Source organism: Paenibacillus sp. Y916 (genome assembly GCF_056786435.1).
Genome location: NZ_JBXCJA010000005.1, coordinates 237,930 through 264,358, shown reverse-complemented (window position 1 = coordinate 264,358; position 26,429 = coordinate 237,930). Strand labels below are relative to the sequence as shown.

Genomic DNA, 26,429 nt, shown 5'->3' with positions numbered 1-26,429 from the left:
GTAATATTTAAGGAGGATACTATGGCCATTTTCGATATGTTCAAAAAGAAACCACAGGCAGCACCCAAGCCTTTATTCTATGATATTGTATGTCCGTTTTGTTTCGAGAAATTCACGCCTGCTGAGGTCGTGTTTCGAGCGGCCCACCATCGTGATGATGATGAGAACTACGCATTGGGTGAAGATGATGAGCTGAATAGATACCGTGAGCGTTTCGGACTAGATTCCGTTGATGATATAGAAGCCATTATCCATCCTCATGATATACCAGAAGAACATCAGATCTATTCAGACAATGTGCTCATCGGACTGAATGATCGCTATGGTGTACTTACCCGTAGAAGACTGTGCCCGAAATGTCATAATGAGTTGCCGGTTACTTCAGGTAAAGTGCCGAGCAATATTATTTCGATCGTTGGTGCATCTCAAGTAGGGAAGTCTGTGTATATGACATCTCTCATCCATACGCTACAAAATACGACAGCGGACAATTTCGATGCCGCTTGTATGCCGCTGAATGCGGAGATTAGTCGAAAGTTCCGCACATTATACGAAGAACCGCTATTTGAACGGGGAGATTTGCTAGCTTCGACACAGAAGGAGAAAATGCAAGAACCGTTTATTTTTCAATTTGTATTTAAAGATGAATCGAAACCTCCACTTACACTCGTGTTCTTTGATGTAGCGGGTGAAGGTATGGTGGATCAGGATTATCTAGGCCTTCATGGTCAGCATATTAAGAATTCATCAGGTATTCTATTCATGGTTGATCCACTGCAGATTCGCTCGATTCGTGAGAAGATTCGTATTAAATTTGGCGATTCCGAAGGTGGATGGGTGTCACAATATGATGAACCACGCGATGTTGTCTTGACAATGTTCGGTGATTTTATTGCTTATGAAGAGAAGGGCAAAACAGATATTCCGACAGCGGTAGTTCTGACAAAGAGTGATATGCTCCATTCGTTGAAGGATGAAGATGGCGAGTATATTAAGTCGAATAGTAATGTTTTTAACAATATGGTGCATCGTAATACGCTTAACTTGACGGAATTCGAGAACATCGACGGGGAAATTCGCCGCTTTATTGAGAAGGTGGATCGACCGTTCAAGGGAACGATGGATGTGTATTTCTCGAATACAGCTTATTTCGCGGTGTCAGCACTGGGCAGCAATCCGGTTAATCAGAAACTTCAAGGTGTCGCTAGTCCGATTCGGGTGGATGAACCGTTCATTTGGTTACTTTATCAATTAATGTACATTGAGGGGAGAGAGGAATAGTGGAGAACACAACTCCCCAACTTATTCAACAACAGCTATACACACGCGAACGGCGCGGGATTTTTCGATCAACGGAAGGGTTTGATACGATCGCAAGATCGAAGGGGCTAGATCACTCTTTTATCAAAAAAACGCTCCATCCCTTCTGTTTCTACGATGCCCCAGCTGAATTGTCCGCACGTGGGGAGAAGGATACGGCGATGTATCCCGAAGCGCTGCATCTCTATCATACGGATAACGATCAGACGATTATTGGACGTAGTGTATATCAATCGGCAGATTTCACGGGCCTTCGTAGTGCCTTTTTTACACATAATTATGTCATACCTAGCGAACGCTCAGAAGAGGTTGTTGCGAATTATGCTTCATGGCTTCATGCAGATTTCGTCGCTACTTATGACATTGAACAGGGTTTGGATCTACCAGAACTAAATTCGTTACCTGTGGGTGTTGAGGGCAATTCTAGTAGAACGGCTACGGCTACTTTCCTAGCAAGTCAGAATATGGATGAGAAGATGTTCAAGCAACTGTTATTTGCCGTGATGACGGCAGTGACGAGCAAGAAAAAGGTGTATATTTCTCTAGATGTACCTGCTGAACAGATATCAATAGTTGCTAAGAAACTAATTGAAGTGCTGTATGGTAGTTTGCCGTATGCTTTTCGCAAATTGCTTGGATTCTTGACGTATTCGAAAGAGCCTCAGAGTAAAAAAGGGATTCATGTCATGTTCGTAGAGAGAGGTAGTCTGCGCCCAGGGGATCGGAATATTGAGAAGGACTTTACCTTTGATCTAGTAGCCAAGCGGGTTACGAATGTAGATGTGGATCTCTCGAAACAGTCCTATTTCGATTTCGCATGGAGTAATCTGGATCGTCCAGAGCGTGCAGAGGACTTCTACCAGTTCGCTGAAGTGATGTTAGCGGATATGGATCATATACGGAAGACGTCTATTTCAAGCTACCATGAGCTGGCGGTATTTTTTCAGATAGAGGAAGGCAATGATGCCCTGTTTGAAGACAGTAAAAGCACGCTACTACGTGGTTTGTTGGATTACTTATCACTGCCAGGTGCGATGTTGAGCAAAGTACGGTTGAATGATATTTTTCTCGCTCGGTTTGACCAGGAATTCGATCTCATTAAGCAAGGACAGGTGCCGGATCTAGCGATCGTGGAAGCTTTCAAGGACTACTATCGTATTTGTGGTAAGAACAATGAGGGTAAAATCGTTAAATATCTTATGGTTGCTATTAGTCATGCTTCATCTAAGAAGCGTAAAGAGGTTGTTACTTCTTTTTATAAGGTGATCGAGAGTAGTCCTGAGCTTAGTAAAGCATTCTTCGATATGGTATTGAGTAGTGGCCTCTCTAAAGCATTGTTCGAACCGTATATTCTGGAGAAGTTCACTCTAGCGCCGAAAGCCAAGGACGTTATGCAATTGGTTGGGATATGGGGTAAGCATCATCCTATCGTGACTCGAGATGTGTATTTCGTTGAACAGGCGAAGTCGCAGTTGTTCGCGAAGCTCCGTAAGGAGTCAGAACCTGTAACTGCTGTGAATGCACTATTGGAGCAACAGCGTAAGCTTGAGAAGGATTGGGAGAAGCAAGGACAAGATACGGTAATAGCTGACTTTACATTAATGGACCAGCTCGCTTATGCGGCGAATCTATTTTTGTTAACAGAACTAGACTTGGATAGATTAGCGCAAGATCAGCTTTTGAAAATTAAATTTCTGAAAGAACGAAGTGAAGTGAAGACGTGGGCAGCTAAGTTCGACACTCGAATTCGCTCACAGGCAGCGGTGATGTTGGCTCTGTATGCTTGGTTTAATGAGGATCAACCGGATCAGAGTCTATTCGATGGTTTGAGCCCGATGGAGCTAGATCGTGTACAGCAGTTGGGTTGTCAGTGGTTGCAGGATCAGCTGGTGCCAGAGCAATTTGGTAGATTGGCGTTAGCTTTCTATCAAGGTGGACAAGCTGGTGTCAATTATTCGGGGCTACTGAATTTCATACGAAGACATGGTAAGGAGCAGGAAGTTGTCTATCAATTCATTCAATGGTCTGCATCTCAGCGAATGTTCGTGGGAGAGCGGGGGCTTATTCCGGCGTATGCTACAGCGATCGTTTCTTATTTTAAAAATATGGATCGAGACGCATTTAAGAAGAAAGATTTGGTGAAGAAATACTTGGCATCACCGAGTCCGAAACTTAAACCCGTCTATGCGAAAGTGGAGATAGAGTTATCTACGCCATTCGTTAAATTTCTGCGTCGTAATCGTAGACAATTGGCCATCCTTTCGATGTTTGTGGGAGTGCTGCTCATTGTTCTGATTGGCGGATTCTATGGGCTCAAAGCTACGGGTATCTTTGATAAGAAACCAGAGTTTGTCCAAACGCCAACACCACCAGCAACGGTGGACCCTGCGCTCGAGGTTACTCCGGATGTAGTCGTATATGCGGAACAAGCGGAAGCTGTAGATGGTGAAGCTGCAGAAGCACAGCTAGTCTTTCTGTTTAAAGATGCTGGTACTTGTGAAGCTTTTGATGCGAGTAGTATGACGCTGGAATTAGCAGATGGAACAGACCCCAAGACCCTGTCTGAGTTGAAACCTGATGTGAAGTGTGAAGCTGTGGTTGAGCCAGATGCTAATGCTGATGCTGAGAATAAGGATAAGACGAATACTAGCGATGTGCCTTCTGCAGGAACGGATACGGCTAGCAAGGATGCTAGTGGAAGTAAGGATTCTGAGAATATGAGTGGGGATTCCGGGGAAGCAAGCAAGGATTCTGGCATTGTAGGTAAGGATTCTGAGAATGCGGGTAAGCCTGAGGATGATACACTTGATGGTAAGACGACACCTGAAGATCAAGGCAAAGAACCTGGAACAGCAGGGAAAGGCGAGGGTGTTGCAGGAGCGGATGCTGGAGCTGGAACGGGGAATGCAACTGGAAATGCAGCAGGGGCAGGAACTGAACCGGGAGATGCAGGGGAACCTGGAGCAGGATTAGGCACTGAGGAGCAGAAGCCTAGCCCTCCTATAAACCTGGCGGATTACAAGAGCTCTGTTACTGTGAAACTACCTAAAATTACTACAGAAATGTTGGTTGGTAGCATCATTAAGGTCGGTACAGAGACTTTTGAATTGAGCGAGAAACCTAAGTTGTAGAGATGGGAGTGGGAATATGGAGAAGGCAACATTCGCTGGAGGATGCTTTTGGTGTATGGTGACACCTTTTGAGGAATTACCGGGGATTCATGGCATTGTATCGGGTTATGCCGGAGGAACAACGGAAAATCCGACTTATGAAGAGATCAAAACCGGAACGACAGGTCACTATGAAGCGGTACAGATTACATTTGACCCGACTATATTTCCATATGAAAAGTTGCTTGAACTATACTGGCCACAAATCGATCCGACGGATGCGAGTGGACAGTTTCAAGACAGAGGCCCACAGTATCGGACGGCGATCTTCTATCATAATGAAGCGCAACAAGCTGCCGCACTGATCTCTAAGGAGCAAGTAGCTGGAAGTGGTAGATTTACTGGACCAATCGTGACGGAGATTATTCCTGCTGTAACGTTCTATGAAGCAGAGGAGTATCATCAAGACTATCATCATAAGAATCCGAAGCATTATAAGGAAGACCGGGAGCAATCAGGGAGAGATCCTTTTATTGCGAAGCATTGGGGCAATTAGGGTTGTTAATTGGATAGGCACGTATAGGATGACAGATTACTCTAATGAGTAGTCTGTCTTTTTTTGTCTAATTTTAAAGAATGAAGTTGTATAGTTTGGAGGATAATGGAATGTCACTAGCGAATATATACCCTCAAGATCAATATGTTAAGAAGGATAGGGCAGAGAATGGAGATGATAGTGTAAACACCTTGTATCCTTTCAAAGACTATAAAGAATAAGGGGAAATTCAAACATGAAACACATTGAAATACTTGAAATTAAAAAGAAAAGTATCTTTAAGGCTACGATCTATCTTATGATTATTCCATTATCTATTATGGTTGTTTTAGGTATAATTGTGACCATAATTGGAATTCTTGCAAGCCAAACCGAATTACTCTTTCTGGGTGTTCCGTATATTATAATGCCAATTGTCTTGTTGTTCTTGTATGGATTATTAAGTATGTTAGTTGCTCTTGTGTATAACAAACTCGCAAAAAAATTCGGTGGTTTAGAACTTAAAATAATTGAAAAGAGCAATGAACGTGAATTCTTAAAGGATTCAAATAGTATAATCGATGAAACTGGTAATTTTTATCGTTAATCAATCGCCCAACTCTTTGTTCGCATCATCCGATTCATATATTTATCCCTTGGTTACCAATTAGGGGGAATATTTCAGTAGCTTATGGAAGAACCAGAAGACAGATTGCTCTAATGAGCGGTCTGTCTTTTTTTGAAATATAAGAAGGTATAAGTTTCACTTAATACTCTATCCTTATATATCTCGCAGAGACAGATACCGTCCTTAAAGGACGGCAAAACCGTTTCTTCTTGTCTGAATTTGTCGGTGTGTATTCTATATTTTGGGAGGAGTATGCAATGGTGAAAGCGAATGTATACTTATCAAGTCAATTTATTATGCTAGATTGTGCTGAGAATGGCGATGTGATTGTAAAGACTGAGAGATTGCTTGAAGTTGAAGGGGTATAGTATCAAGACTCAGCAGGCTTATATGGATCATGCTGAACGCTACTTACGAACGCTCTCGATTCCGTTAAGAGAAGCTGAATTTGAGCATACGCGTGCATATTTGTTGAAACTGTATAAAGAGTCACGGTCATCTTCTTATGTTAATCAAGCGGTAAGCGCTCTACGTTTCTGGCATGTTACAGTACTTGGTCGGAGTGATTTGAGACAATGGATTAGGCCAAAGCGACAAAAAAAGCTTCCCGTAGTTCTTTCTGCAGGTGAGGTGGCTAGGATACTAAAGTCCGTGCAACATGTTAAACACCGTACTATACTAGCATTGATCTATTCCTCTGGTATACGAATAGGTGAAGCTGTACGTTTAACCAAGCAGGATATCGACCCTGAGCGAAAAACAATTCATATACGCCAGGGAAAGGGAGGGAAGGATCGATTCACCGTCCTCTCCACTGCAGCGTATACCCTGTTACAGAATTATTTGGAGAAACAACCTATAGATAAGTACTTGTTCCCTGGGGGAAAAGGTCTCGATCATCACCTCACAGAGAGGTCTGTGCAACATGTGTTTGAGAGGGCTATACGTAAAGCAGGAATAACTAAGCCAGCCACAGTACACACGCTTCGGCACTCCTTTGCGACACACTTATTGGAGAACGGTACGGATCTTCGCTACAATCAAGAACTACTAGGGCACGAAAGCTCTAAGACCACCGAGATCTACACTCATGTCAGCATCAAAGATATCCGTCGTATTCAGAGCCCATTGGATCGGATGACTGACCTCGAGCAATAGCTTCGTCTATCACCCTCGAGAGGGGTTATAAACGAACTCGTCTATCCAGCCATATAGAGGGGGATAAACGAGTTCGTAGATTAGTAGTTATAGGAAATCAGCGCAAAACCATAAACACATAGGAAATTTTGGAGTTTCCCACTGTAAAACTGAAAGGGTTGATGCAAGATGTTCACGAATTTACAAACAGAGCGGTTAATACTTCGTCCTTTTAATATGGTTGATGCCCCACGAGTTCAAGAGTTGGCGGGAGATATAGAAGTGGCGAGAACCACCCTTAGTATACCTCACCCTTATCCTATTGAAGCGGCAGAACATTGGATTGCCAATCACAGTAAGAATATGGAAAGCGGAATTGCATTTCCGTTAGCAGTTGTACTAAAAGATAATAATATACTAATTGGAACAATGACGTTAAGAATGGATAAGCAACATAATAAAGGTGAATTAGCTTACTGGGTTGGCCGAGATTATTGGGCTAATGGATATGCGACAGAAGCTGCCGAGGCAATTATGAATTTTGGATTTATGGAATTAGAATTAAATAGAATTTGGGCGATGGCAATGTCAAGCAACCCTGCTTCATCAAGGGTTATGCAAAAAGTTGGAATGAAGCAGGAAGGAGTTTTAATACAGCATATTGTTAAGTCTGGAGTATATGAGGATCTTGATGTGTATGGGATTGTAAAGACTGATTATAAGAAATGATTATTTGGGAGTAATTCGAAGAAGGCGCTGACATCCTATAAACCAGCTAATCAAAGTCAACCCTATCATTAATAATATTTTCATAGGAATAAGATAGACATACTTAAACAAACCTACCCACTAGAGTAAGTTTTTATGGGATTTAATTTCCAATTATAGTTTTAACGACAGTTAAATGCCTGACCAGACTTCCACATGCCAAAAATAATGCGTAAAAGCTTGTGAGAAGTAGCAACAATTGCGACTTTTTCCGGTTTGCCTTCGGTACGTTTTTGCTGATAGAATTGAAAGAGAATCGAATTTCTTGGGCCATGAATTTGCTTTGAAATGGCGGCAACGGTAGCCTGATAAAGAGCAGTTCGTAGGTAAGAAGAGCCCCGTTTAGATATTCGATTCTTCTTGGATTTGAAGGTTCCCGATTCGTGAACAGCTGAGTCAAGCCCTGCAAAAGCTGTAAGTTGTTTAACGGTTGGGAACCTTTTTATATCTCCAATTTCAGCGATGAGCATGGCAGCTGTTAAGGGACCCACTCCTGGAATCGTTCGGAGTAGATGATAGGTTTCTATAGACTCAGCCATCGACTGCATGGTTACCAAGAGATCTTTCATACAGTCCTGATAGGTCTTAAGCAGTTGAATATAGTGCATAAGAACAATCTTCTGGGCCTGAATGGCATGGAGATCAGGAAGACTGTTGCTAGCAATGACAAGCAGTTGTGCTAGTTTAGATTCATTCCACGTCCGACCTCGGCGATTGGAGAGGAGTAACTCAATCACCTCCTCATGATCTGCCTCTAAGAGTTCTCGGGGAGTCGGATAGCGAGATAAAAGTTCAAGAGAAGTACGGTTAGAGACTTTGTGAAACGCCTTGTCATACCCTGGAAAGATAAGATCAAGAACGGCACGAAAATGAAGCTGTGTCTCGCCATAGAGGCCTGTCCAATGCTGGTATTGTCGACAAATGACACGAAGCTGTTGAACAGAATCGCTTAGTTCTACATGAGGTTCAGGAGACTGGAGGTAGAAGACATGAGCAATACGAATGGCATCGATCGGGTCGGTCTTGACCTTCCGTACCGCCTTTTGCTTCAGCTGATGAGTAAGTAATGGATTGAGAACAATGACAGAATATCCATGCGAAGAAAAGAAAGATACGAGAGGTTTGGAATAATTCCCGGTAGCTTCTAAAACAACATTGGGTTCGTGGCCTGTAGCTTCCTTCATCTTCAGCAAGATCGATAGGAGATGATTGAGATCGTCATGAGTATGAGAGAATGGAAAAGGTTTGTACATACAGTCATGGTAAGAAAGAAAAGCAACAGCAACACTCTTACCCTTAGCGACATCGATACTTAGAACAGGTATATTCATATAACCTCCTTAGTTTCACTGGGGCCAGCACTTTTGCCCTCCACAGGTTGGCACGGTGATACGGGCTCTAGGGCCCAACCAGCTGAATCGGGGTATGAACAAAAGGTGAGGGCGTAAAACACTTTATACGACGGGATCTAAGTCCCAACAAAACATGCGTTTTTCAGCCCAGTGTTTCCTCCAGTATAAAGAAAAAGTCCATCCCCGAGCCAGTCGGGTATGAACTGAGAATACCAACACCATATTCCCACTTCGTCGCCTCCGGCTCCTCGGTCTGCCCGAAGCAGAAGAAGCGGAATCAAGCAAGGAAGCCCATTCAGGCAGACACATCCTTTTCCCTAACCGCATTGCGGCCAGGGTTACCCGGAGTCTAAGATAATAGCTATCTAAGACTCCGGGTAACCCTTTAAGGGAAAAGGACGTCGGGAATACACAAACATTATCATAAATCAGCTCGAAAAAATTATGAATGTGGTGATCAGATGAAAAAGATATGGATAATAAGTTGTATCATTCTTATTGCTGTTGTTTATCTTATTTATGATTATCAACGTCCAGAGCCTATGCAACTGATCTATAATAGTACGATCTATTCAAGCGAATCCAAGTTTGAGAAACAGACAGTTGTCTCAATTAAAGGAAATCTTCATAAGAACCTATTTGGAAAAAATGTCTTAATTGGAGAAATGATTGTAGATGAAAATTTAAAATATGAAGTGAAGTTAAGAGAAGAGGAAAGGAAATACTTCGAATTACTTACTGCTAAAGGAAAAAACTATATAGAATTAAAATCGATTGGAACAATAATGACATCAGTCAAATTTGATAAAATATGGGTAAGTCTAGATGATATTAATGAAAGATATAACATTACGGAAGGATATATATCTGGACCTGCAAAGAATATGAAAGAAGCGAATGATATTGCTAGTAGAGTTGTGGAAGGAACTCCATAAGAGCAGATGTTTGTAATTCAAGGAAGTCGCTGACATCCGATAACATTACATTCCTACATCGTCGCTGGCGCTCCTTGGTCGCCAAGAGGGATAGCGGAGAAGTATATTCAGGCGACACATTGCTTTCCCTAAGATAAGAGCTATCTAAGGGAAAGCAACGTCAGGAATGCGCGAACGTTATAAGAAATCGGCGAGAACAACATTTCATACTTTAATAGAAAGGGCTGATTTAGTGTTTAAAGCCAACATCATCTCTGAAAACACTTTAAATTTTGTTTCACTACATGATTGTGTGATCGAAGAAGTTTCAATAGAAAATCAGAACTTAATTATGAGCTTTGAACATATAGACGTTTTATCAGATCATCCAATGAACAATACAGGGTTCAGTATGTATACAGGAAAGGCGAAAGTTAGATTTATTGACTATGAAATTATCGAATCTATTTTATATGATACATCTGGAGTAAAAGGAAAGAGGCAGATAATTGTAGAGGAAGATGCACACGAGATAAAACTACACATATCTGAATTATTATTATATTTTGAAGTACTCAAGAATGAAGAGTTACAGGTGACAGAATATTTTTTTATCCAGAGATTCGATGGGTCAACTTCTCTAAAGTACAATGCTGAATTTGGTTACTGTATTATTAAATATAAGAAATTAGTAATTGAATGGAATGAACTTATTGAAAAGGCTTGGTTTGAAGATAGATGATTTTGAATGTAATTCATTGAAGTCGCCGACATCTCATAACAATGCATTTCTGCTGCGTCGCTGATGCTCCTTGGTCGCTAAGAGGATTCTCGGAGAAGTGAATTCAGGCGACACATCCAACCGACTAAGTGGCAGAGCCACCCGGACTTATGGTCCTTAAGTCGTCTAGACGTCAGAAATGCGCAACGTTACCTGAAATAACTGCAGGATGTAAAAATATATAGTACTATTGAGCACTCCTAACAAACTCCGGAGGTGTTAAGGAATGGCATTACTATTCTGGTCATTGATAATATGTTCGGTTATAACCTCTTTGCTCGGAGTAATATTTAAACGTAGTAGTTTATTATACATCTCTGCTTGTTTAATAGTCCCTCTATCACTATATCTATCAGCCACACCGAGGTTTTCGATTTGGGGAATAGTTTTTCCACTATTTTATATTGGATCGGCTGTTTCAATCACGAAAGAGTTAAGATTGCTATCAGTGATAATGCTAATTCCAGTTTACTTCCTCATAGGCTGGTTGGGATACTTTGTAATAAATCAATAAACTATAAATAATATAAAGAAGAATAATTATGAATGACTAACACTTACTAAGGACATTAACATAATAAAGAGCGATAAGGCATTTGAAATAGATTTTTCGGGTTAAATCGAAGTAGGCATTAACATCAGGTAACACCCTTTTCTGCCGCCTCGCCTACGTCCTGACATAAGGGAAAACAGAGTTGAAATCAGCATAGAGGCATTTCGAAGAAGTTATAGAAATACATAAAGAAGATTAAATCAAATCCAAGTGACATCAAAGAGATGATAGAGAACAACGATATCAAAGAGATTAAAGATATCAAGAACTTGAAAAACATCAAATGTTATAAAGGATTTGAAAGCTAGATCGGAGAAGGCAGTTACTTCAGGTAACAATGTTTTTCAGCATCGTCGCTGACGCTCCATGGTCGCCAAGAAGAATTTCGGAGAAGTGCAATCACGCGACACATCCAACCAGCTAAGTGGCAGAGCCACCCGGTCAAGATTGATCGATTCGCTTGTTCATTCAGACAGCTTAAGCCGTTTGGTCGTCAGAAATACGCAACGTTATGCGAAATTACTGTAATATTTTCAAACCAAATCAAAAGAAATTTATCTTCCAAAAGAGGAGAACGAAAATTGATTTCTATACGGGAATACAATTCAAGTGACTTAGAATCTTTAACTGAATTAATGACTGATTTAGGTTATCCGACTGATATTAATAGTATGAAGATTAGAATGAAATCGATAGAAACAAATTCACTATACTATACATTTGTAGCAACTCAAGAAGATCAAGTAGTGGGGATGATAGGAGCACGCTTAGTGTATTATTACGAAGGAGATGGAGTACAACACAGGTTTCGGCATTAGTTACTAGGGGGAAGTATCAAGGCCAAGGAATTGGGAAGGAATTAATAAGATTTATTGAAAGTTGGTCAAAGGAGAAGGGATCAAACAGTCTCTTCCTAACAAGCGGTATTAAACCAGAGCGAATGGAAGCACACGAGTTTTACAATAAAATGGGATTTGATATTAATGGATATAGATTTGTAAAGAGATTTGAAGAATAATATTCGAAAGTATTTCGAAGAAGACAGTAACATCGCATAACAATGTTTTTCAGCATCGTCGCTGTCGCTCCTCGGTCGTCAGGAGGGTTTTCGAAGAAGTGAAATCAGGCGACACATCCAACCGGCTAAGTGGCAGAGCCACCCGGACCTACAGTCCTTAAGCCGCTTGGACATCAGAAATACGCAACGTTATGCGCAATTACTGCACTATTGTCGAAAGAGATTTCATCGATGAATGAGGTATAACTAGAGCAATTGATTTTTTAATGACTTTTCTAATCTATTGTGGAGCTGATGAAATGAGACGGTTAAGATATCAGGTGGCAAGTAGTCTGGATGGTTATATAGCAGGACCCCAAGATGAGTTTGATTGGATTCCACCAGAACCTTCATTTGATTTTGATGCGCTTCATGCGCAGTTCGACATAATCCTAATGGGCCGTCGAACTTACGAAATTTTACATGATGTAGGTGAAAACTTTCCAGGGAAACAAGTGATCGTGGCATCGCAATCACTTCGTCAAGAAGATCATCCTAACGTTGAGATTGTGAGCGAAGGGTTAGAAATTCGAGTACGCGAGCTTCTTTCACAACATGGACGAGATATCTGGCTCTTTGGAGGAGGAAATCTATTCTACCAACTTATTACTTGGAACCTAGTAGATACGTTTGAACCAGCTTTTATTCCGATTCTTTTGGGAGGTGGGATTCCATTGCTTGCTTCTCACGGGGTACGTCGAAACTTGGCATTTATTAGGCAGCAAGCCTATCCCAGCGGAATGGTACTCATGGAGTATGAGGTGAAAAAGACTGAGAATGGGAATAGTTGAGGCGACACAGATTTATTTGTGCGAAAGAGAGCAAAATATCCGATGCTTGGATGTAATTTGGTATAATTTTTTAGGTTAATCGAAGAGGGCAGTAACAGCGCATAACACCAAATTCACGCTACGGGCATTCGCCCTTGGTTGGAAGAAGATATGAAGCGAAGAAGTATTTCACCAACAAATTCCTTTTCCTAAGATAAGAGCTATCTAAGGGGGAAGGACGTCGTAAACACGGATACGTTATCGGAAATCAGCGTAAAAAATTAAATCAATTAAAAACTTACAGAACCAAGTAAGGATAATTCTATGGATAAGGAAAATAAATCTCTCTTTAATCGTGAATCTTAAAGAAAAGAATTAAATGGCTTCAAGAACTTCGGTTTTCTAGACCATAACGGCACGAAGCAGGTAATTATGGATAATGTATAATTATATAATTTGGTTCGTTATTGTTTCAACGTGCGAACTTAAGATTTTTTATATTAGTTCAATAATATTTTAGAAGACTTACAAAAGGGAGAACTACAATGAAGAAAATACTAAGTAGAACAGGTTCATCTATAGCATGTGTCATCCTGTTAATCGTGATAATTACTACTATTGTTTGTTGGAATGAACTTGGAACTTTGTTTAAGGCAGGGAATTATGATAATGAGGATAATATGGTGGAAACCATAATGGCCAAATCAGCGACTCCTGGATTGGCTATGGTATTATCAGAGCAGGGCGAGACAAAATATAAGTTTTACGGATATGCAGATGTTAATAATAAGATGGTAACTGAAGAATCATTGTTTGAATTGGGTTCGACTACAAAGGCGTTTACGGCTTTGGCCATAATTTTGTTAGCAGATGAGGGATATTTATCTTACTCAGATTATATTTCAGATTATATTCCTTGGTTTGAGCCAACCTTTAAGGGTGAGAAGGCTAATATTAGTATTAATCAGTTGTTAGCTCATACAAGTGGAATTCCACCGTGGAGTATTCGGTTAATTCCTGAAGGTACTACGGAGGATATGCTTGAAAAAACGATACATAATGTGTCAGAAATTCCATTAGATACGTATCCTGGGACAGCATACAATTATGCTACCGTTAATTATGATGTTTTAGCGATGATTATTGAAAAAGTTACAGGCAAACGTTATCAGGATTATGTAACTGAAAATATACTGGTTCCATTAAAAATGTCAGACAGTTATTTTTCAACAGGTCAGGAGAAGGAATCTGATAAACTTACCAAAGGATATCGTGTGTTTTTTGGAAGAAGCTTAGAATATGATGCCCCTAGATATTATGGTAATATCGCAGCAGGATATTTGGTAACAAATTTAAAGGATGTAGAACGTTGGATTAATGCCCAAATGGGGATAGGCGATATACCAGATAATCTATTGAATGCTATACAACAATCCCATCAAGTCGACATCAAAACGGCTGGATATGAAGATGAAAATCAATACTATTCATTCGGATGGAGTATTGATACGAAAAATGGAGTTGTTAGTCATAGTGGAGCTAATCCTAATTATTCCTCACAGGCAATTATTAATTTAGAAAAGCAGCAGGCCGTTTTTGTTCTGGCTAATATGAATTCAACTGCACCATCGCTAATTGCTAATAATATATATGAAAGTATGAATGGCAATCCTATGAAAAAGTTTAGTTATGATGACGTTTCTGTATTAATTGATTTGATATTTTCATTCTTAGTAATAGTAGCAGTTGTTAACATATGTCTTAAGGTAATTAAACTAGTTAGAGGAATAAATCTAAACATTAAAGATGAAAAGACAAGAGTCAGGAAGTTAATTGGAAGTAGTGGCAGACTTATCTTAAGCATTATGCTCATGGCATTGGTATTCATATGGCCTTATTTAATCAACAATAATTATTATATGATTTGGGTTTGGATGTCGTATTCAATATTTATTTTGATGGGTCTTGCTGCTATCAATTGCATTTTATCGATTATAATTAATATTAAAAAAATAGGAATAATTAGAAGCAGTTTATAAAAACAATTAGAGGCGTGAAGTGAAAAAATCACATACAATTGTTTGTCTAAGTTAGGTACTAGGATGAATGCGATAAGAAGGCACTGACATCCGATAACCTTATTGGTATATTGAGTTATATTCTAGTGTTAAAATAATTGATGCCGAAATTGATTTTCAAGAATTTGAAGCAGATGGAGATTATGACGGCATTTCTATATTAGACGAGAGTCTCAAGTACAGTCCTGGAATGAATGTTCTTGAAGCGGGATATATATTTTTTGGAAGTTGCTCACACGGAAGTGGAGATCCAGTATTTCTCAATTTAAAGATTGAAGACGAACAGGATCCACCTGCACCACCTACCGCATCGCGGCCGGTCACTACGTGACCTTAAGGTGGTGAGGCGTCGTGAACACGGAAACGTTATACGAAAGAACCGAAGATAGGATAAGATCATCTAATAATATACAAATACAAAACTGTAGATCTTTTCGAAAGAAGGTAAATATCTTTAATGAAAAATGGCAGAATAGTTAGCTTAATATGTTTAGTTATTTTCACTTTTTTTACTTCTGGTTGTACTAGAGCCGATGAAAATATCGGAACGAACAATTTAAGTGCAAGTTCAGGATTTGCAAGAGATTTCGAAGTAAAGACATCAGATAACCCAATTGATAAGGCATTTAATAAGGATTTTGAAACGGCCTCCTCTACTCCTGAGCTTAACTATTTAGCTAATGCATATCTAGATGCGTGGAAAACATAATGGGATAATACTCTTATAGAATTAATGAAACAATATCAATTTCAAGAAGACAAGAATTCAATAAAAGAATATAAAAGAAGTTATGAAGAATTTATTGAACAAGCGTCAGAACTTGAGTGGATAGATTGGTCGGATACTACAGTAGAGCCAGGTAAGGATCGTACATTGAGAACAGGGGCTATTAGCGCTTCATTAATGGAGGAAGCAGTATTATTTAAAAAACAGGCACTTTATTTGATTGACAAGTATTTCTCTGAAATTAGTGATTATGGTGAGTACACTTATCTATATAAAGGCAAAGGTGCAGAGTTTGATAAAGCTAAATGAAATTTGAAATGAAAAGACCTATCTTGAAAGTTACTCAATGAAGTCGGTTCCATCTGATAACAGCGTATTCACGCTGCGGCCCCTGACGGGTTCTTGGTCTGCCCGAGGATTTTCGAAGAAGGTGGAGTCAAGCAGATAACCCTGCACTGGCTAAGTCCGTCGGACCCAGGGCTAGGCCCCTTAAGCCAGTGAGGGTTCGTGAATACAACGACGTTAGTCGAAAGATTCGTAAAATTCATTATGAAGGAGGAAATACAAATCATGAGAAAGCTTAAATGGATGTCTATATATTCAATAATATCTATTGGTGTCATTCAATTGATCTCATTCGGGATTAGTTATTATTATAATTATTCTTTTATAGATACTTTATTTATGGTCGGAATATTCGTATTACTGAGTGGGATTTATTTTTCAATGCAGGGCGGATCCCTTTTTAGAAATAAATTCGTACCAGGCTATACCGATTTGGGTACACATATTGTTAGTGTTCTTGAAGCAGAGCGAGAAATTCAAGAAATAAGAACTCAAGGAACAATAGAATATGTAATTGAAAACAGAATGATGAGATTTAGAACCAAACCAGTATCAATGATTATCTCAGGGGTTATTACTATGTTTATCATTTATCTAATTTCATGATTAAAGTACATTAACGAATGTGACGGTATTTCAGGAGGGCGAATCCATCGTCTAACAACCCGTTCCCCCTCGGTCACTTAAGCTGCGTGAACGTTGGTAATGCCCAAACGTTAGTACGCCAAGAAGTTTGGCGCATCTTACAAGGTGAAAGTCCTTGTGGGGCAAGGTCTAACCAACTACCCCTATCGAGTGTTGCGCTGACAGAGGTAACTGCTAAGTGAAGTGTACACAGAGAACCATGTAGGCCATAAGGAGATGTACCTCCTGAAGCATATTCAGCCTCGTCAATGCAGTTTGGGAAACCAAACAAAGAACAGACGACAACGTGTTTAACGTCACGGAAGTCCAAGCAAAGGAACCGTAAAAAGAAGACTCGCAATGCGAATCTACTTAGAATGAAAGGTAAGGTTCTGGAGGGTCTGTCGGGGTCAAAGCACGTGGCATGCATGGAGAGATGAGCCAGGAACTTGGGAGGTCCCTAATCGCTCCTACTCCAATGAGTAGGTAGGCTGGACAATCGAAAAAGAGGAAAGCTGATGGCGATTAGGGAGTAGGATCCATTCATAGTACTCCGAGATCGGGAGAGCCAATCACATGGGGAAGGGATGGACAAGAATATGAAGCTTGTAAAGGAAACCTATGCCGGACATGTAGGACTGGAACACCATAGTCAAACCTCACTGCAAGGAATAGCAAGGAAAGCAAGAAGAAATCAGACAAACCGATTTGGAAACGTCTATGGATTTCTAATGCTGACGTACAAAAGCGAGTGTTCTTGAAGAGCCCGGTGCGGTAATTCAGCACGCCGGGATCTGTGCGGGGGACGTCAGGTAACTGGCGTTTCTACCGTGACTAAGAAATCAGCGCAAAAGCAAATAATCAAAAGCGATTTTTTCTTAGTAAATTAAACAAACAGGCAGGGTATCTATAAATAAAGGTAATCACAGAAATAAGTAAGTATGGAAGGTTTACGGATGGCACACCAATAAAGCTATGATGTGAAAAGAAAGGAAGAGGCTTATGATTACCATATATGATTGGTTTGGCTATCCATTGCCGAATAAGGAACGTTTCAGGTTGATAAGAGAAGCCGGATTCGATGGCGTTTTATTATGGTGGAGTGATGAATTTGGTCGTGATTGCTTCGGTAGGAACGATTACCGCAACGGGCCGCAAATGGCGCAGGAAGCTGGTCTGTTTATCGAAAATATCCACGCGCCCGTCCAATACGAAAATAACCTCTGGGATGACAATCTGGATGGTGAAGCCGCAGCGGATTGCTATTTACAATGTATTGCAGATTGCACTGAATATGAAATTCCGACAATGGTGATGCACCTCCCCCACGAAGATCACTCCTATAACGCCTTGGGACTGGATCGAATCAAGAGAATCACTGAAAAAGCTGAACGGCTTGGTGTCAATGTCGCACTAGAGAATGTAAAGAACCTTCCCAATCTGGCATATGTGATGGAACAAGTGGATTCCCTGCGTATCGGACTCTGTTATGACTGCGGGCACAACTACCACTTTTATCCAAACGAAGATTTATTGTCCATGTACGGTTCTAGGCTGATGGCACTGCATTTCCATGATAATAACGGCAGTCATGCCCAGCACGGGTTGCCCTTTGACGGTACGACGGATTGGTCTGCAACCATGAGGAAAATTGCGGAAACGGGTTATTCGGGCGCGACTGCAATAGAGGCCATGAGTTGGGAATACAAGGAATTACCTGCGGAAACATTTTTACATAAGGCGTTTGAGCGAGCAAAAAGGCTGGAAGCATTAAAACTCTATAATCCATGAAAACGAAAAAAATCTGCAACAATCTTTGATCATCACTCGAGTTTTTGAGTAATTGGAGGGGCATATTTCCGTGTTGTCACTCTTGTTGCGACTAACGGGAAACGATAGTTGAATTATGGATGCATTTCGAAGAAGGTGCTGACATCTTATAAACAATGCATTTCTGCTTCGTCGCTGTCGCTCCTCGATCGCTAAGAGGAATTCCGGAGAAGTGGAATCAGGCGACACATTCAACTGGCTAAGTCTGACGACCGGGACCTACGGTCCTTAAGCCGCTTGAACGTCGTGAACACGGAAACGTTATGTGCAATTACTTGCAAGACTTATAGGGAGGGTTATTTCAAGAAGATGATATCATTTCTTTTATCGATTTTATTGTATCCATCTCCAAAAGTTGTATTTACTAATGATGAGATAGAACAATATGAGGAATTGGCTAAATCGGTTCATGAAGGGAATTTAATAGATTATCAATTACAATATTCAAAGTTCCGCTTTCTACAGTACTTATTAATAAAAGGGAATTTTGTGTTTCATGGTTCTAATAATCATAATATAAGATGCTTTGAACCTCGTGAACAAACGCTATACAATAATGAGAAAACAAACGCTGTATTTGCAACAACGGATCCGATATGGTCGATTTTCTATGCGGTTTTTAATCGTAGCAGGTCGATAGGGAGCTTCCGCAATGGATGTATTGTTAACCGGCATAATAAGTATCATTTTTATTCAATAAACGAATCTACAATACTGAATAAACCTTGGACAGAAGGTATGTTATATATACTGCCTAAAGATAAATTTTATAGATCAGGTCAAGGGAAAACACATTTTGATGAATGGATCTGTCATGAAGCAGTAAGTTCGATAAGTAAGATGAGCGTATCATTGGAGGATTTTTATTATAAGGATAAAGTGGCAATTCATAAAGACAAAGAATCATTGTTAAGAACTTGGATGTTTTATAAAGTAAGAACATTGTTGGCAAATTCGAAGACGGCAAGTAAAAGTACATAACATTACAATTCTGCGTCGTCGCTGGCGCTCCTTGGTCGCTAACGAAGCAGTTTATTCAAGCGACACATTCAACCGGCTAAGTCTGACGACCCGGTGCTACGCACCTTAAGCCGCTTGAACGTCAGAAATGTGGGTACGTTATATGAAATATGGCACGTTTGTAAATTAGGATTCATTATGAGGTGCTGAATGAAAACCATCGGCCTAGTAAGACATTTTAGGGTCATACATTCAAGACCGCAGAAGACTTGGATGACTTCAATAGAGTTTGATGATTGGGTCTATGCTTATGATAAGCAGGATATTCAATATGGATTGTTGTTAATTGATAATCTGGAATGGGATGTATGTATTTCAAGTGATTTATTACGTGCAGTGAAAACTGCAGAAGCATTATATGGTAATGAAATAATCTATACAGACCAATTGAGGGAAATTAGAATTAATTCAGTATTTATAAAGAAAGTAAAATTACCTTATGTTATTTGGTTGATTTTAGGAAGAGTCGCATGGTGGTTCTCTCACGCCTCTCAAATAGAGGGTAGGCAAGAAACTATAAAAAGAATTATGAAGTATGTAGATTATATAGTAGAACATGAAGCCAGCAATTTATTAATCGTTAGTCACGGGGCTTTAATGTGGTATTTAAGAAAAGAATTAAGAAATAGAGGATTCAAGGGAGAAAAATTTATAAAACCTAGAAACGGAAAGCTATATATATTTAATAGAGATTGACTGTTAATTCAAAGGAGCGCCATACTCCATATAACATTGCATTACCACAGCGGTCGCTACTCTCCATTGGTCACCAAGAGGAAGTATCGTAGAAGTTGATTCAGGTGACACATCCAAGCTGCTAAGTCTATCGACCCGTTTCCTTCGGTCACTTAAGCCGCTTGAACGTCAGGAATGCCAAACGTTATCGGAAATCAATGCAAAAAAACCTTATTCAACTAGCTGGTAGATTAGTTTAAGAAAAGTGAGAGTAAATACCCGACTTTATTGGGCAGGAAATGTCGGGCAAAAAAATTCCCTTTTTGTTAGTCTAGAAGTCGGAAGGAGTTACAAACTGTGGATTGGCAAAAGAGAATGAATAACGCGTTGGATTATATTGAAGATCACCTTGATGGCGAGATAGATTATAAAAAGATAGCACAAGCAGCTCTTTTTTCTGAATATCACTTTTCAAGGATGTTTTCAGCTATCACTGGAATTTCAATCTCAGAATACGTACGACGCAGGCGATTAACACTTGCTGCATTTGAACTGCAAAAGAGTGATATTCGTATTCTTGATCTAGCTTTAAAATATGGATATGATTCCGCCGATTCATTTTCACGTACTTTTCAAAAGACGCTTGGATTAAAACCGTCAGAAGCTCGTAATAAAGGAAAGCAACTAATAGCCTATCCAAGAATTACCTTCCAAATTTCTATTAAAGGGGACATTGAAGTGGAGTACAGAATCGAGAATATTGATTTCGAGTTAAGAATTGTAGGGAAAGGTAACCTAGTGAAGACAAGTAGAGCATATAAAACAATACCAACACTTTGGAACACTGCCCAAAAAGATGGATTTATTCAAAATCTAATTGATATGTCTTGGGAGAATCCAAAATGTACGCTTGAAAGTTTATTGGGTGTTTGTGGTAAAGAAGCTGCAATAACAGATGAAAAATTTACTTACTTTATGGGTGTGCGTTATGACGGAGAAGTTCCAAATGATATGGAGTGCATAACCATTACTCACAACACTTGGGCTGTCATTCCAAATATAGTCGAAGCCTGGAAATGCCTGTATTCAGAGTGGCTTCCTACATCTGGATACGAGCTTGCTGATTTCCCTTGTATCGAATGTTATTACCCACCAAAACATAAACCTAAACACGAACTTTGGGTTCCAGTTGTGTCTAAATAATCAAGTTTGTGAACGAATATTCTTAAGCGAGCGGAGACGATAGTTGAATCGGAGAAGGCCCCAACATCACATAACACTTTGGATTGATTGCGCAGTTGCCCGAAAAAAGGACCTTCAATAGCACTGGATGAAGGCCTTCAAAATCGTGATCATATGAGCAGAAAGGTTACTCGGCAATTGCGCAAATCCATGTTGAACGATGCCGCAAATATTCGCTAGCCTATGGGTTTTGTTATTTACTACCTTCTCTTAATGTAGCACAATATAAGAGAATTCACTTTCGAATTTCTAAGGTCAGCGTGTTCATTTACGGATATATAATTACCTCCCCCCTCCCCAGATCAGGCATCGTAGTGAAAAGGTTGCTATTAATCGCGCTTACCCACCGCCCGGAGTCAACGTTAATATCTGACACCAAGTTCCTCCACAGGATGGACAAAGCGAAATGTCCACACCGGTTAATTAGAAGATAAGTTCCTTCGCCGTCAACTTTACTTTGGGTTTAATCGGCGTACGAGTCAGGTATAAACACTTTAGTAGTTTGGTTTTTCGATTAGCGTTGCTGAGAAAACCATAATGCCTAATCTTCTGAAACCCACAAGGTAGCACATGCATCATGAATCTTCGCATAAATTCCATGTCATCCAGAGTCATAGGCTTCACTTTGCCATCAGCTTTGTAGTCTCGGAAATGGAAGGTTAAGGTCTGGTCGTCCATCGCCATCAGCCGATTGTTGTAAATCGCCGTCTTGTGCGTATATCGACTTAAATATCTGACGACGTGGAAAGAACTCTTGAAAGGCTTTTTGCAATAGACGACCCAATCGGGTTCATAGAGCGCATGAAAGTGCATCCAGAAGCTGAAAGTCCACCACCCGGCACAATGCAGTGAACATGGGGATGAAAAGACAAATTTTGTCCCCATATATGCAACACCATAGTTACTCTGATTTGCGCACCTAGAAACTTAGGATCCAAGGCCAGCTTGGAAAGCGTTTGGGAAGCAGCTTTAAAAAGAATACTGTTCATCAGCTTGGGGTTTGCTAGAAATAAGGGATTCAATATGTGAGGAACCGTGAAAACGGTGTGAAAATAAGGAACAGGTAGGAGTTCAGAAGTTCGATCAAGAACCCAGTGCTCTTTTTTTAAATTGCCATATTTGGGACAATTGCGATTACGACAGGAATTGTAGGACACCTTCAAATCCTCGCAGGAATTGCATTGGTCTACATGTCCGCCTAAAGCCGCGGTTCTGCAGGACTGAATAGCATGAGTTGCCTTGATGCCTTCGAGATGAACTGGATGGAAATCAAGAAAAGGCTTGGTAAAATGCGTAAATATCTGTTGCAGTTCAATCATCGTGATCACCTCCAAGAGGCAGATCCAGAGGGCTTTTTAACCCGAGGACTTGAGCATGGGTCAGATGTAGATACAAGGAAGTCGTTTGAATATCTACATGTCCAAGAAGTTCCTTGATTTGCAGAATACTCGCACCGCCATTTAATAGATGAGTTGCAAAGCAGTGACGCAAGGTGTGTACCGATACATTTTTAGTTATCCCAGACGCATACAGAAAAGACCTCTAGCGCATCCTCTGTAAACAGTTGCAACGCTATACATATACAAATGTAGCGAAAAAACTTTAGCCAAGCCCACAACTAGTCCGCATAGCTGCTTTTAACCTCTTGAAACCCGCCATCGTGCGGTGTTATATCGAAGGCATCATCTCCTTTACCGTTTAGCCCTTCACGTTTTAATGGAATAATTGAATAAAGTCACAGTATAACTTCTTCAGTTATCACCAATGATGCTTCTCACCTCAGCAAGTATCATTAGTGATTTTGATGTATACAAACTGTACTATTCCACAAATTCGTACTTTTCAGTAAAAACCCGTATTTGATTTCGACCAGCTCTTTTGGCAGCATAAAGTGCTTCATCAGCTTTTTGAAGAAGTTGATAGACTGTTTCCTCCATAGCTCCTGTCGTTACGGATACTCCAAAACTGCAGGTAACGGATAGAAATCGTTCATTTTCAACTAGAGGCTTCTGTTCAATGCAAGATCTAAGGTGATTAGCGAAGTTTTCCCCTTCCGCTAGTGTATAACCAGTTAAAGCGAGTACAAATTCTTCACCACCATATCTAGCAAATAGCATATTTACTCCCAGCTCATCCTTACATATTTGAGCCATATGTACTAGCATTTGATCTCCGGTTTGATGCCCGTAAGTGTCGTTCACTTTTTTAAAAAAATCAATATCAAATAGAATAATCATAAAAGATGACAATTCAGCTTTTGCCTTCATTAAGCTTTGCTCACTTTGCTGGAAAAAGGCACGACGATTGTATATTTGCGTAAGCTCATCATAATAGGCTTGATGCTCTAACTTTTGTTGTAATATATGTAGCTCTGTTATATCCGTAAATATAATTAGTAAGCCAAACCTATTATTTGATTGTTGAAGCCTAGAAATACGTAGTTGATAAATATAATTAGCTTGATGAATCGTAACATTCAATTTATCTGATATCGTATCTAATTGAACAGGAAATGATTGATCCGTTAGCATATACCAAAATTGATCAAATGGCTGCCCTATCGTTGATCGATCCAGATCACTAAACATATTTTTACAAGCTTGATTATATTCGATTAATTGATAGGTACCATTAAGCACAATAACACCATCATTCATATTATTAAAGATCGTTTCCTTCGCAATTGGCATAAGTGATAACATTTGAGAGGAAGTAATAGACCAGAGGTACAAAACAGAAGAAAACCAAATAACCATTGGTACAGGATCGATACCATCGGGTGTCACTCCTATGAATAATAAAAAGGCAGTCACTACTGGAAGCACCTGACCGCAGATGAGGGCAAATAATTGAGGCCGATATACACTATCTGTTTCCTTCCAGCGTGAAAGCAGCAATAAGAACGCAGCTAACATACAGCCAAAAATGTAAATATTATGTACAATGAACCATACCCCATATTCAATCGCACTATATGGAGCCCCAAGCACCGAATGGATATCATATATTCTATAGAATATATGATGGGATTCATTTGTTACATTGATGAGTAAAGTAAGACAAGGCATTATAAGTAACGCGATTATTCTTTTTCTCGTTAAATTATAATCCAAATATTGCATGACAAACAATAATCCTAACGGAGGGAAAAATGGCAACCCTGCATACTGTACAATATTCCAAAATCTAAGTTGTTCTAACGAAGTCGATGTTAAGCTAAAGGCATAACCAAAGCAATAAATCATTGAAGTAAATGTATTCCACATGAACAATTTAGCGACACTTGAATAATGATGTCTCCTCCAATAAGTATAGAAAAGTATAGACAAATTCAGAACACCTGAAGTACATACTAATGTTATATATGCCGCTATATTCGAATTCAATAGTTATACCCTCTTTCATATATGTGAATATATATTAACATGGTTAACTTAAATTGTTAACATTCCTTGAATCATGGACAGGATTCGGTCTACATCACTAGAGTGACTATTCAAAAGGCTCGGGTTTGCAAGGTGTTTGCAAGAGCATTCCTATACATATAGAAGCCAAAATTATCTAGCCAAGGGTGCTTGCAGAATGCGGAAACACGGCATGGTGGCATATTTCGAGAGTTAAAAGCAGCTATGAGGATTATGAAAGAATAGAAAGTCAGATAAAATCAGATGAAGAACATGTAATGAAAGTACAAAAACGTTTTGATCAAATTGGTAAAGACCGATTGAAACAGGTACTTAAGGAAGACATTAAACAAGAATTTGTAAAAACTACAGTACCAAGAGAAAGAACGATATTAGATTAATTTATCTGTTGGTTTCGCTACGAAGTCGGTAACATCCGATAACACTTTGGATTGGTTGCGCAGTTGCCCGGAAAAAGGATCTTCATATGCACTATATGAAGGCCTTCAAAATCGTGATCATATGAGCAGAAAGGTTACTCGGCAATTGCGCAAATCCATGTTGAACGATGCCGCAAATATTCGCTAGCCTATGGGTTTTGTTATTTACTTCCTTCTCTTAATGTAGCACAATATAAGAGAATTCACTTTCGAATTTCTAAGGTCAGCGTGTTCATTTACGGATAAATACATACCTTCCCCCTCCCCAGATCAGGCATCGTAGTGAAAAGGTTGCTATTCATCGCGCTTACCCACCGCCCGGAGTCAACGTCAATATCTGACACCAAGTTCCTTCGCCGTCAACTTTACTTTGGGTTTAATCGGCGTACGAGTCAGGTATAAACACTTTAGTAGTTTGGTTTTTCGATTAGCGTTGCTGAGAAAACCATAATGCCTAATCTTCTGAAACCCACAAGGTAGCACATGCATCATGAATCTTCGCATAAATTCCATGTCATCCAGAGTCATAGGCTTCACTTTGCCATCATCTTTGTAATCTCGGAAATGGAAGGTTAAGGTCTGGTCGTCCATCGCCATCAGCCGATTGTTGTAAATCGCCGTCTTGTGCGTATTTCGACTTAAATATTTGACGACGTGAAAACGGTGTGAAAATAAGGAACAGGTAGGAGTTCAGAAGTTCGATCAAGAACCCAGTGCTCTTTTTTAAAATTGCTACATTTGGGACAATTGCGATTACGACAGGAATTGTAGGACACCTTCAAATCCTCGCAGGAATTGCATTGGTCTACATGTCCGCCTAAAGCCGCGGTTCTGCAGGACTGAATAGCATGAGTTGCCTTGATGCCTTCGAGATGAACTGGATGGGAATCAAGAAAAGGTTTGTAAAATGCGTAAATATCTGTTGCAGTTCAATCATCGTGATCACCTCTAAGAGGCAGATCCAGAGGGCTTTTTAACCCGAGGACTTGAGCATGGGTCAGATGTAGATACAAGGAAGTCGTTTGAATATCTACATGTCCAAGAAGTTCCTTGATTTGCAGAATACTCGCACCGCCATTTAATAGATGAGTTGCAAAGCAGTGACGCAAGGTGTGTACC

The 26,429-nt window shown here is 39.9% G+C and carries 23 protein-coding genes and 3 pseudogenes; 20 read left to right on the top strand and 6 right to left on the bottom strand.

Annotation, left to right across the window (positions count from 1 at the left end; translation table 11 throughout):
• Positions 1-21: 21 nt before the first annotated feature.
• The 6 genes from AC1TO9_RS13935 to AC1TO9_RS13910 all read left to right on the top strand — a co-directional run bounded on the left by AC1TO9_RS13935 (position 22) and on the right by AC1TO9_RS13910 (position 7,459).
• Entirely contained in the window at positions 22-1,281 is a 1,260-nt protein-coding gene (locus tag AC1TO9_RS13935; RefSeq protein ID WP_482057832.1) for a TRAFAC clade GTPase domain-containing protein, read from the top strand.
• Positions 1,281-4,451, top strand: a complete 3,171-nt coding sequence (locus AC1TO9_RS13930) for a GAP1-N2 domain-containing protein (protein WP_482059462.1) — start codon at positions 1,281-1,283, stop codon at positions 4,449-4,451. The genes AC1TO9_RS13935 and AC1TO9_RS13930 overlap by 1 nt, the downstream gene beginning before the upstream one ends.
• A 16-nt stretch (positions 4,452-4,467) precedes the next feature.
• Positions 4,468-4,986, top strand: coding sequence for a peptide-methionine (S)-S-oxide reductase MsrA (gene msrA / locus AC1TO9_RS13925; RefSeq protein WP_482059461.1), 519 nt, complete (start codon positions 4,468-4,470; stop codon positions 4,984-4,986).
• 235 nt (positions 4,987-5,221) lie between these two features.
• Entirely contained in the window at positions 5,222-5,572 is a 351-nt protein-coding gene (locus AC1TO9_RS13920) for a hypothetical protein (RefSeq protein WP_482059460.1), read from the top strand.
• Positions 5,573-5,983: 411 nt separating this feature from the next.
• The gene (locus AC1TO9_RS13915; protein ID WP_482059459.1) at positions 5,984-6,751 is read left to right on the top strand and encodes a tyrosine-type recombinase/integrase; all 768 of its coding nucleotides are present in this window, start codon (positions 5,984-5,986) and stop codon (positions 6,749-6,751) included.
• Positions 6,752-6,919: 168 nt separating this feature from the next.
• A complete protein-coding gene (locus AC1TO9_RS13910) occupies positions 6,920-7,459 on the top strand; it encodes a GNAT family N-acetyltransferase (RefSeq protein ID WP_482059458.1) in 540 nt (179 codons plus the stop codon).
• 161 nt (positions 7,460-7,620) lie between these two features.
• On the opposite strand, the gene AC1TO9_RS13905 is transcribed toward AC1TO9_RS13910, so the two are convergent.
• Positions 7,621-8,829: an IS110 family RNA-guided transposase gene (locus AC1TO9_RS13905; protein ID WP_482059457.1), complete on the bottom strand. Its 1,209-nt coding sequence runs from the start codon at positions 8,827-8,829 to the stop codon at positions 7,621-7,623.
• A gap of 482 nt (positions 8,830-9,311) precedes the next feature.
• Between AC1TO9_RS13905 and AC1TO9_RS13900 the strand changes: the two genes are divergently transcribed.
• From AC1TO9_RS13900 to AC1TO9_RS13840, 13 genes are all read left to right on the top strand, one after another.
• Positions 9,312-9,785: a hypothetical protein gene (locus AC1TO9_RS13900; protein ID WP_482059456.1), complete on the top strand. Its 474-nt coding sequence runs from the start codon at positions 9,312-9,314 to the stop codon at positions 9,783-9,785.
• Between the two features lie 166 nt (positions 9,786-9,951).
• Positions 9,952-10,506 carry a hypothetical protein gene (locus AC1TO9_RS13895; RefSeq protein WP_482059455.1) on the top strand — a complete coding sequence of 185 codons (555 nt, stop codon included), beginning with the start codon at positions 9,952-9,954 and terminating at the stop codon, positions 10,504-10,506.
• Positions 10,507-11,679: 1,173 nt separating this feature from the next.
• Positions 11,680-11,916, top strand: coding sequence for a GNAT family N-acetyltransferase (locus tag AC1TO9_RS13890; protein ID WP_482059454.1), 237 nt, complete (start codon positions 11,680-11,682; stop codon positions 11,914-11,916).
• Entirely contained in the window at positions 11,808-12,116 is a 309-nt protein-coding gene (locus tag AC1TO9_RS13885) for a GNAT family N-acetyltransferase (protein ID WP_482059494.1), read from the top strand. Before AC1TO9_RS13890 ends, AC1TO9_RS13885 begins: the two co-directional genes overlap by 109 nt.
• A gap of 299 nt (positions 12,117-12,415) precedes the next feature.
• On the top strand, positions 12,416-12,946 hold the full coding sequence (locus tag AC1TO9_RS13880; protein ID WP_482059453.1) for a dihydrofolate reductase family protein: 531 nt from the start codon (positions 12,416-12,418) through the stop codon (positions 12,944-12,946).
• A 524-nt stretch (positions 12,947-13,470) separates the two neighbouring features.
• Positions 13,471-14,964 carry a serine hydrolase domain-containing protein gene (locus tag AC1TO9_RS13875; RefSeq protein WP_482059452.1) on the top strand — a complete coding sequence of 498 codons (1,494 nt, stop codon included), beginning with the start codon at positions 13,471-13,473 and terminating at the stop codon, positions 14,962-14,964.
• 496 nt (positions 14,965-15,460) lie between these two features.
• Entirely contained in the window at positions 15,461-15,712 is a 252-nt protein-coding gene (locus tag AC1TO9_RS13870) for a hypothetical protein (protein WP_482059451.1), read from the top strand.
• A gap of 24 nt (positions 15,713-15,736) precedes the next feature.
• A complete protein-coding gene (locus AC1TO9_RS13865) occupies positions 15,737-16,039 on the top strand; it encodes a hypothetical protein (RefSeq protein WP_482059450.1) in 303 nt (100 codons plus the stop codon).
• A 261-nt stretch (positions 16,040-16,300) separates the two neighbouring features.
• Positions 16,301-16,681 carry a hypothetical protein gene (locus tag AC1TO9_RS13860; protein WP_482058030.1) on the top strand — a complete coding sequence of 127 codons (381 nt, stop codon included), beginning with the start codon at positions 16,301-16,303 and terminating at the stop codon, positions 16,679-16,681.
• Between the two features lie 1,020 nt (positions 16,682-17,701).
• Positions 17,702-18,490 carry a sugar phosphate isomerase/epimerase family protein gene (locus tag AC1TO9_RS13855; RefSeq protein WP_482059449.1) on the top strand — a complete coding sequence of 263 codons (789 nt, stop codon included), beginning with the start codon at positions 17,702-17,704 and terminating at the stop codon, positions 18,488-18,490.
• 348 nt (positions 18,491-18,838) lie between these two features.
• Positions 18,839-19,510 (top strand): hypothetical protein, encoded by a 672-nt coding sequence (locus AC1TO9_RS13850; protein ID WP_482059448.1) that lies wholly within the window; start codon positions 18,839-18,841, stop codon positions 19,508-19,510.
• Positions 19,511-19,699: 189 nt separating this feature from the next.
• Positions 19,700-20,245 carry a histidine phosphatase family protein gene (locus AC1TO9_RS13845; RefSeq protein ID WP_482058069.1) on the top strand — a complete coding sequence of 182 codons (546 nt, stop codon included), beginning with the start codon at positions 19,700-19,702 and terminating at the stop codon, positions 20,243-20,245.
• Positions 20,246-20,581: 336 nt separating this feature from the next.
• Positions 20,582-21,427: an AraC family transcriptional regulator gene (locus AC1TO9_RS13840; RefSeq protein WP_482059447.1), complete on the top strand. Its 846-nt coding sequence runs from the start codon at positions 20,582-20,584 to the stop codon at positions 21,425-21,427.
• Positions 21,428-21,805: 378 nt separating this feature from the next.
• On the opposite strand, the pseudogene AC1TO9_RS13835 reads toward AC1TO9_RS13840, so the two are convergent.
• From AC1TO9_RS13835 to AC1TO9_RS13825, 3 genes and pseudogenes are all read right to left on the bottom strand, one after another.
• A pseudogene (locus AC1TO9_RS13835) lies at positions 21,806-22,785 on the bottom strand (IS91 family transposase).
• Positions 22,778-22,999 carry a tyrosine-type recombinase/integrase gene (locus AC1TO9_RS13830; protein WP_482058052.1) on the bottom strand — a complete coding sequence of 74 codons (222 nt, stop codon included), beginning with the start codon at positions 22,997-22,999 and terminating at the stop codon, positions 22,778-22,780. The pseudogene AC1TO9_RS13835 and the gene AC1TO9_RS13830 overlap by 8 nt, the downstream one beginning before the upstream one ends.
• 287 nt (positions 23,000-23,286) lie before the next feature.
• Complete coding sequence (locus tag AC1TO9_RS13825) at positions 23,287-24,852, bottom strand: histidine kinase N-terminal 7TM domain-containing diguanylate cyclase (protein ID WP_482059446.1); 1,566 nt, start codon at positions 24,850-24,852, stop codon at positions 23,287-23,289.
• Between the two features lie 185 nt (positions 24,853-25,037).
• Here AC1TO9_RS13825 and AC1TO9_RS13820 point away from each other — a divergent pair, with 185 nt between their 5' ends.
• Entirely contained in the window at positions 25,038-25,271 is a 234-nt protein-coding gene (locus AC1TO9_RS13820; RefSeq protein WP_482059445.1) for a hypothetical protein, read from the top strand.
• Positions 25,272-25,655: 384 nt separating this feature from the next.
• On the opposite strand, the pseudogene AC1TO9_RS13815 reads toward AC1TO9_RS13820, so the two are convergent.
• Together AC1TO9_RS13815 and AC1TO9_RS13810 are read right to left on the bottom strand one after the other, a co-directional pair.
• Positions 25,656-26,247, bottom strand: a pseudogene (locus tag AC1TO9_RS13815) (transposase zinc-binding domain-containing protein); the annotation flags it as partial.
• Positions 26,240-26,428 (bottom strand): annotated as a pseudogene (locus AC1TO9_RS13810) (tyrosine-type recombinase/integrase); the annotation flags it as partial. The pseudogenes AC1TO9_RS13815 and AC1TO9_RS13810, both read right to left, overlap by 8 nt.
• Position 26,429 lies beyond the last annotated feature (1 nt).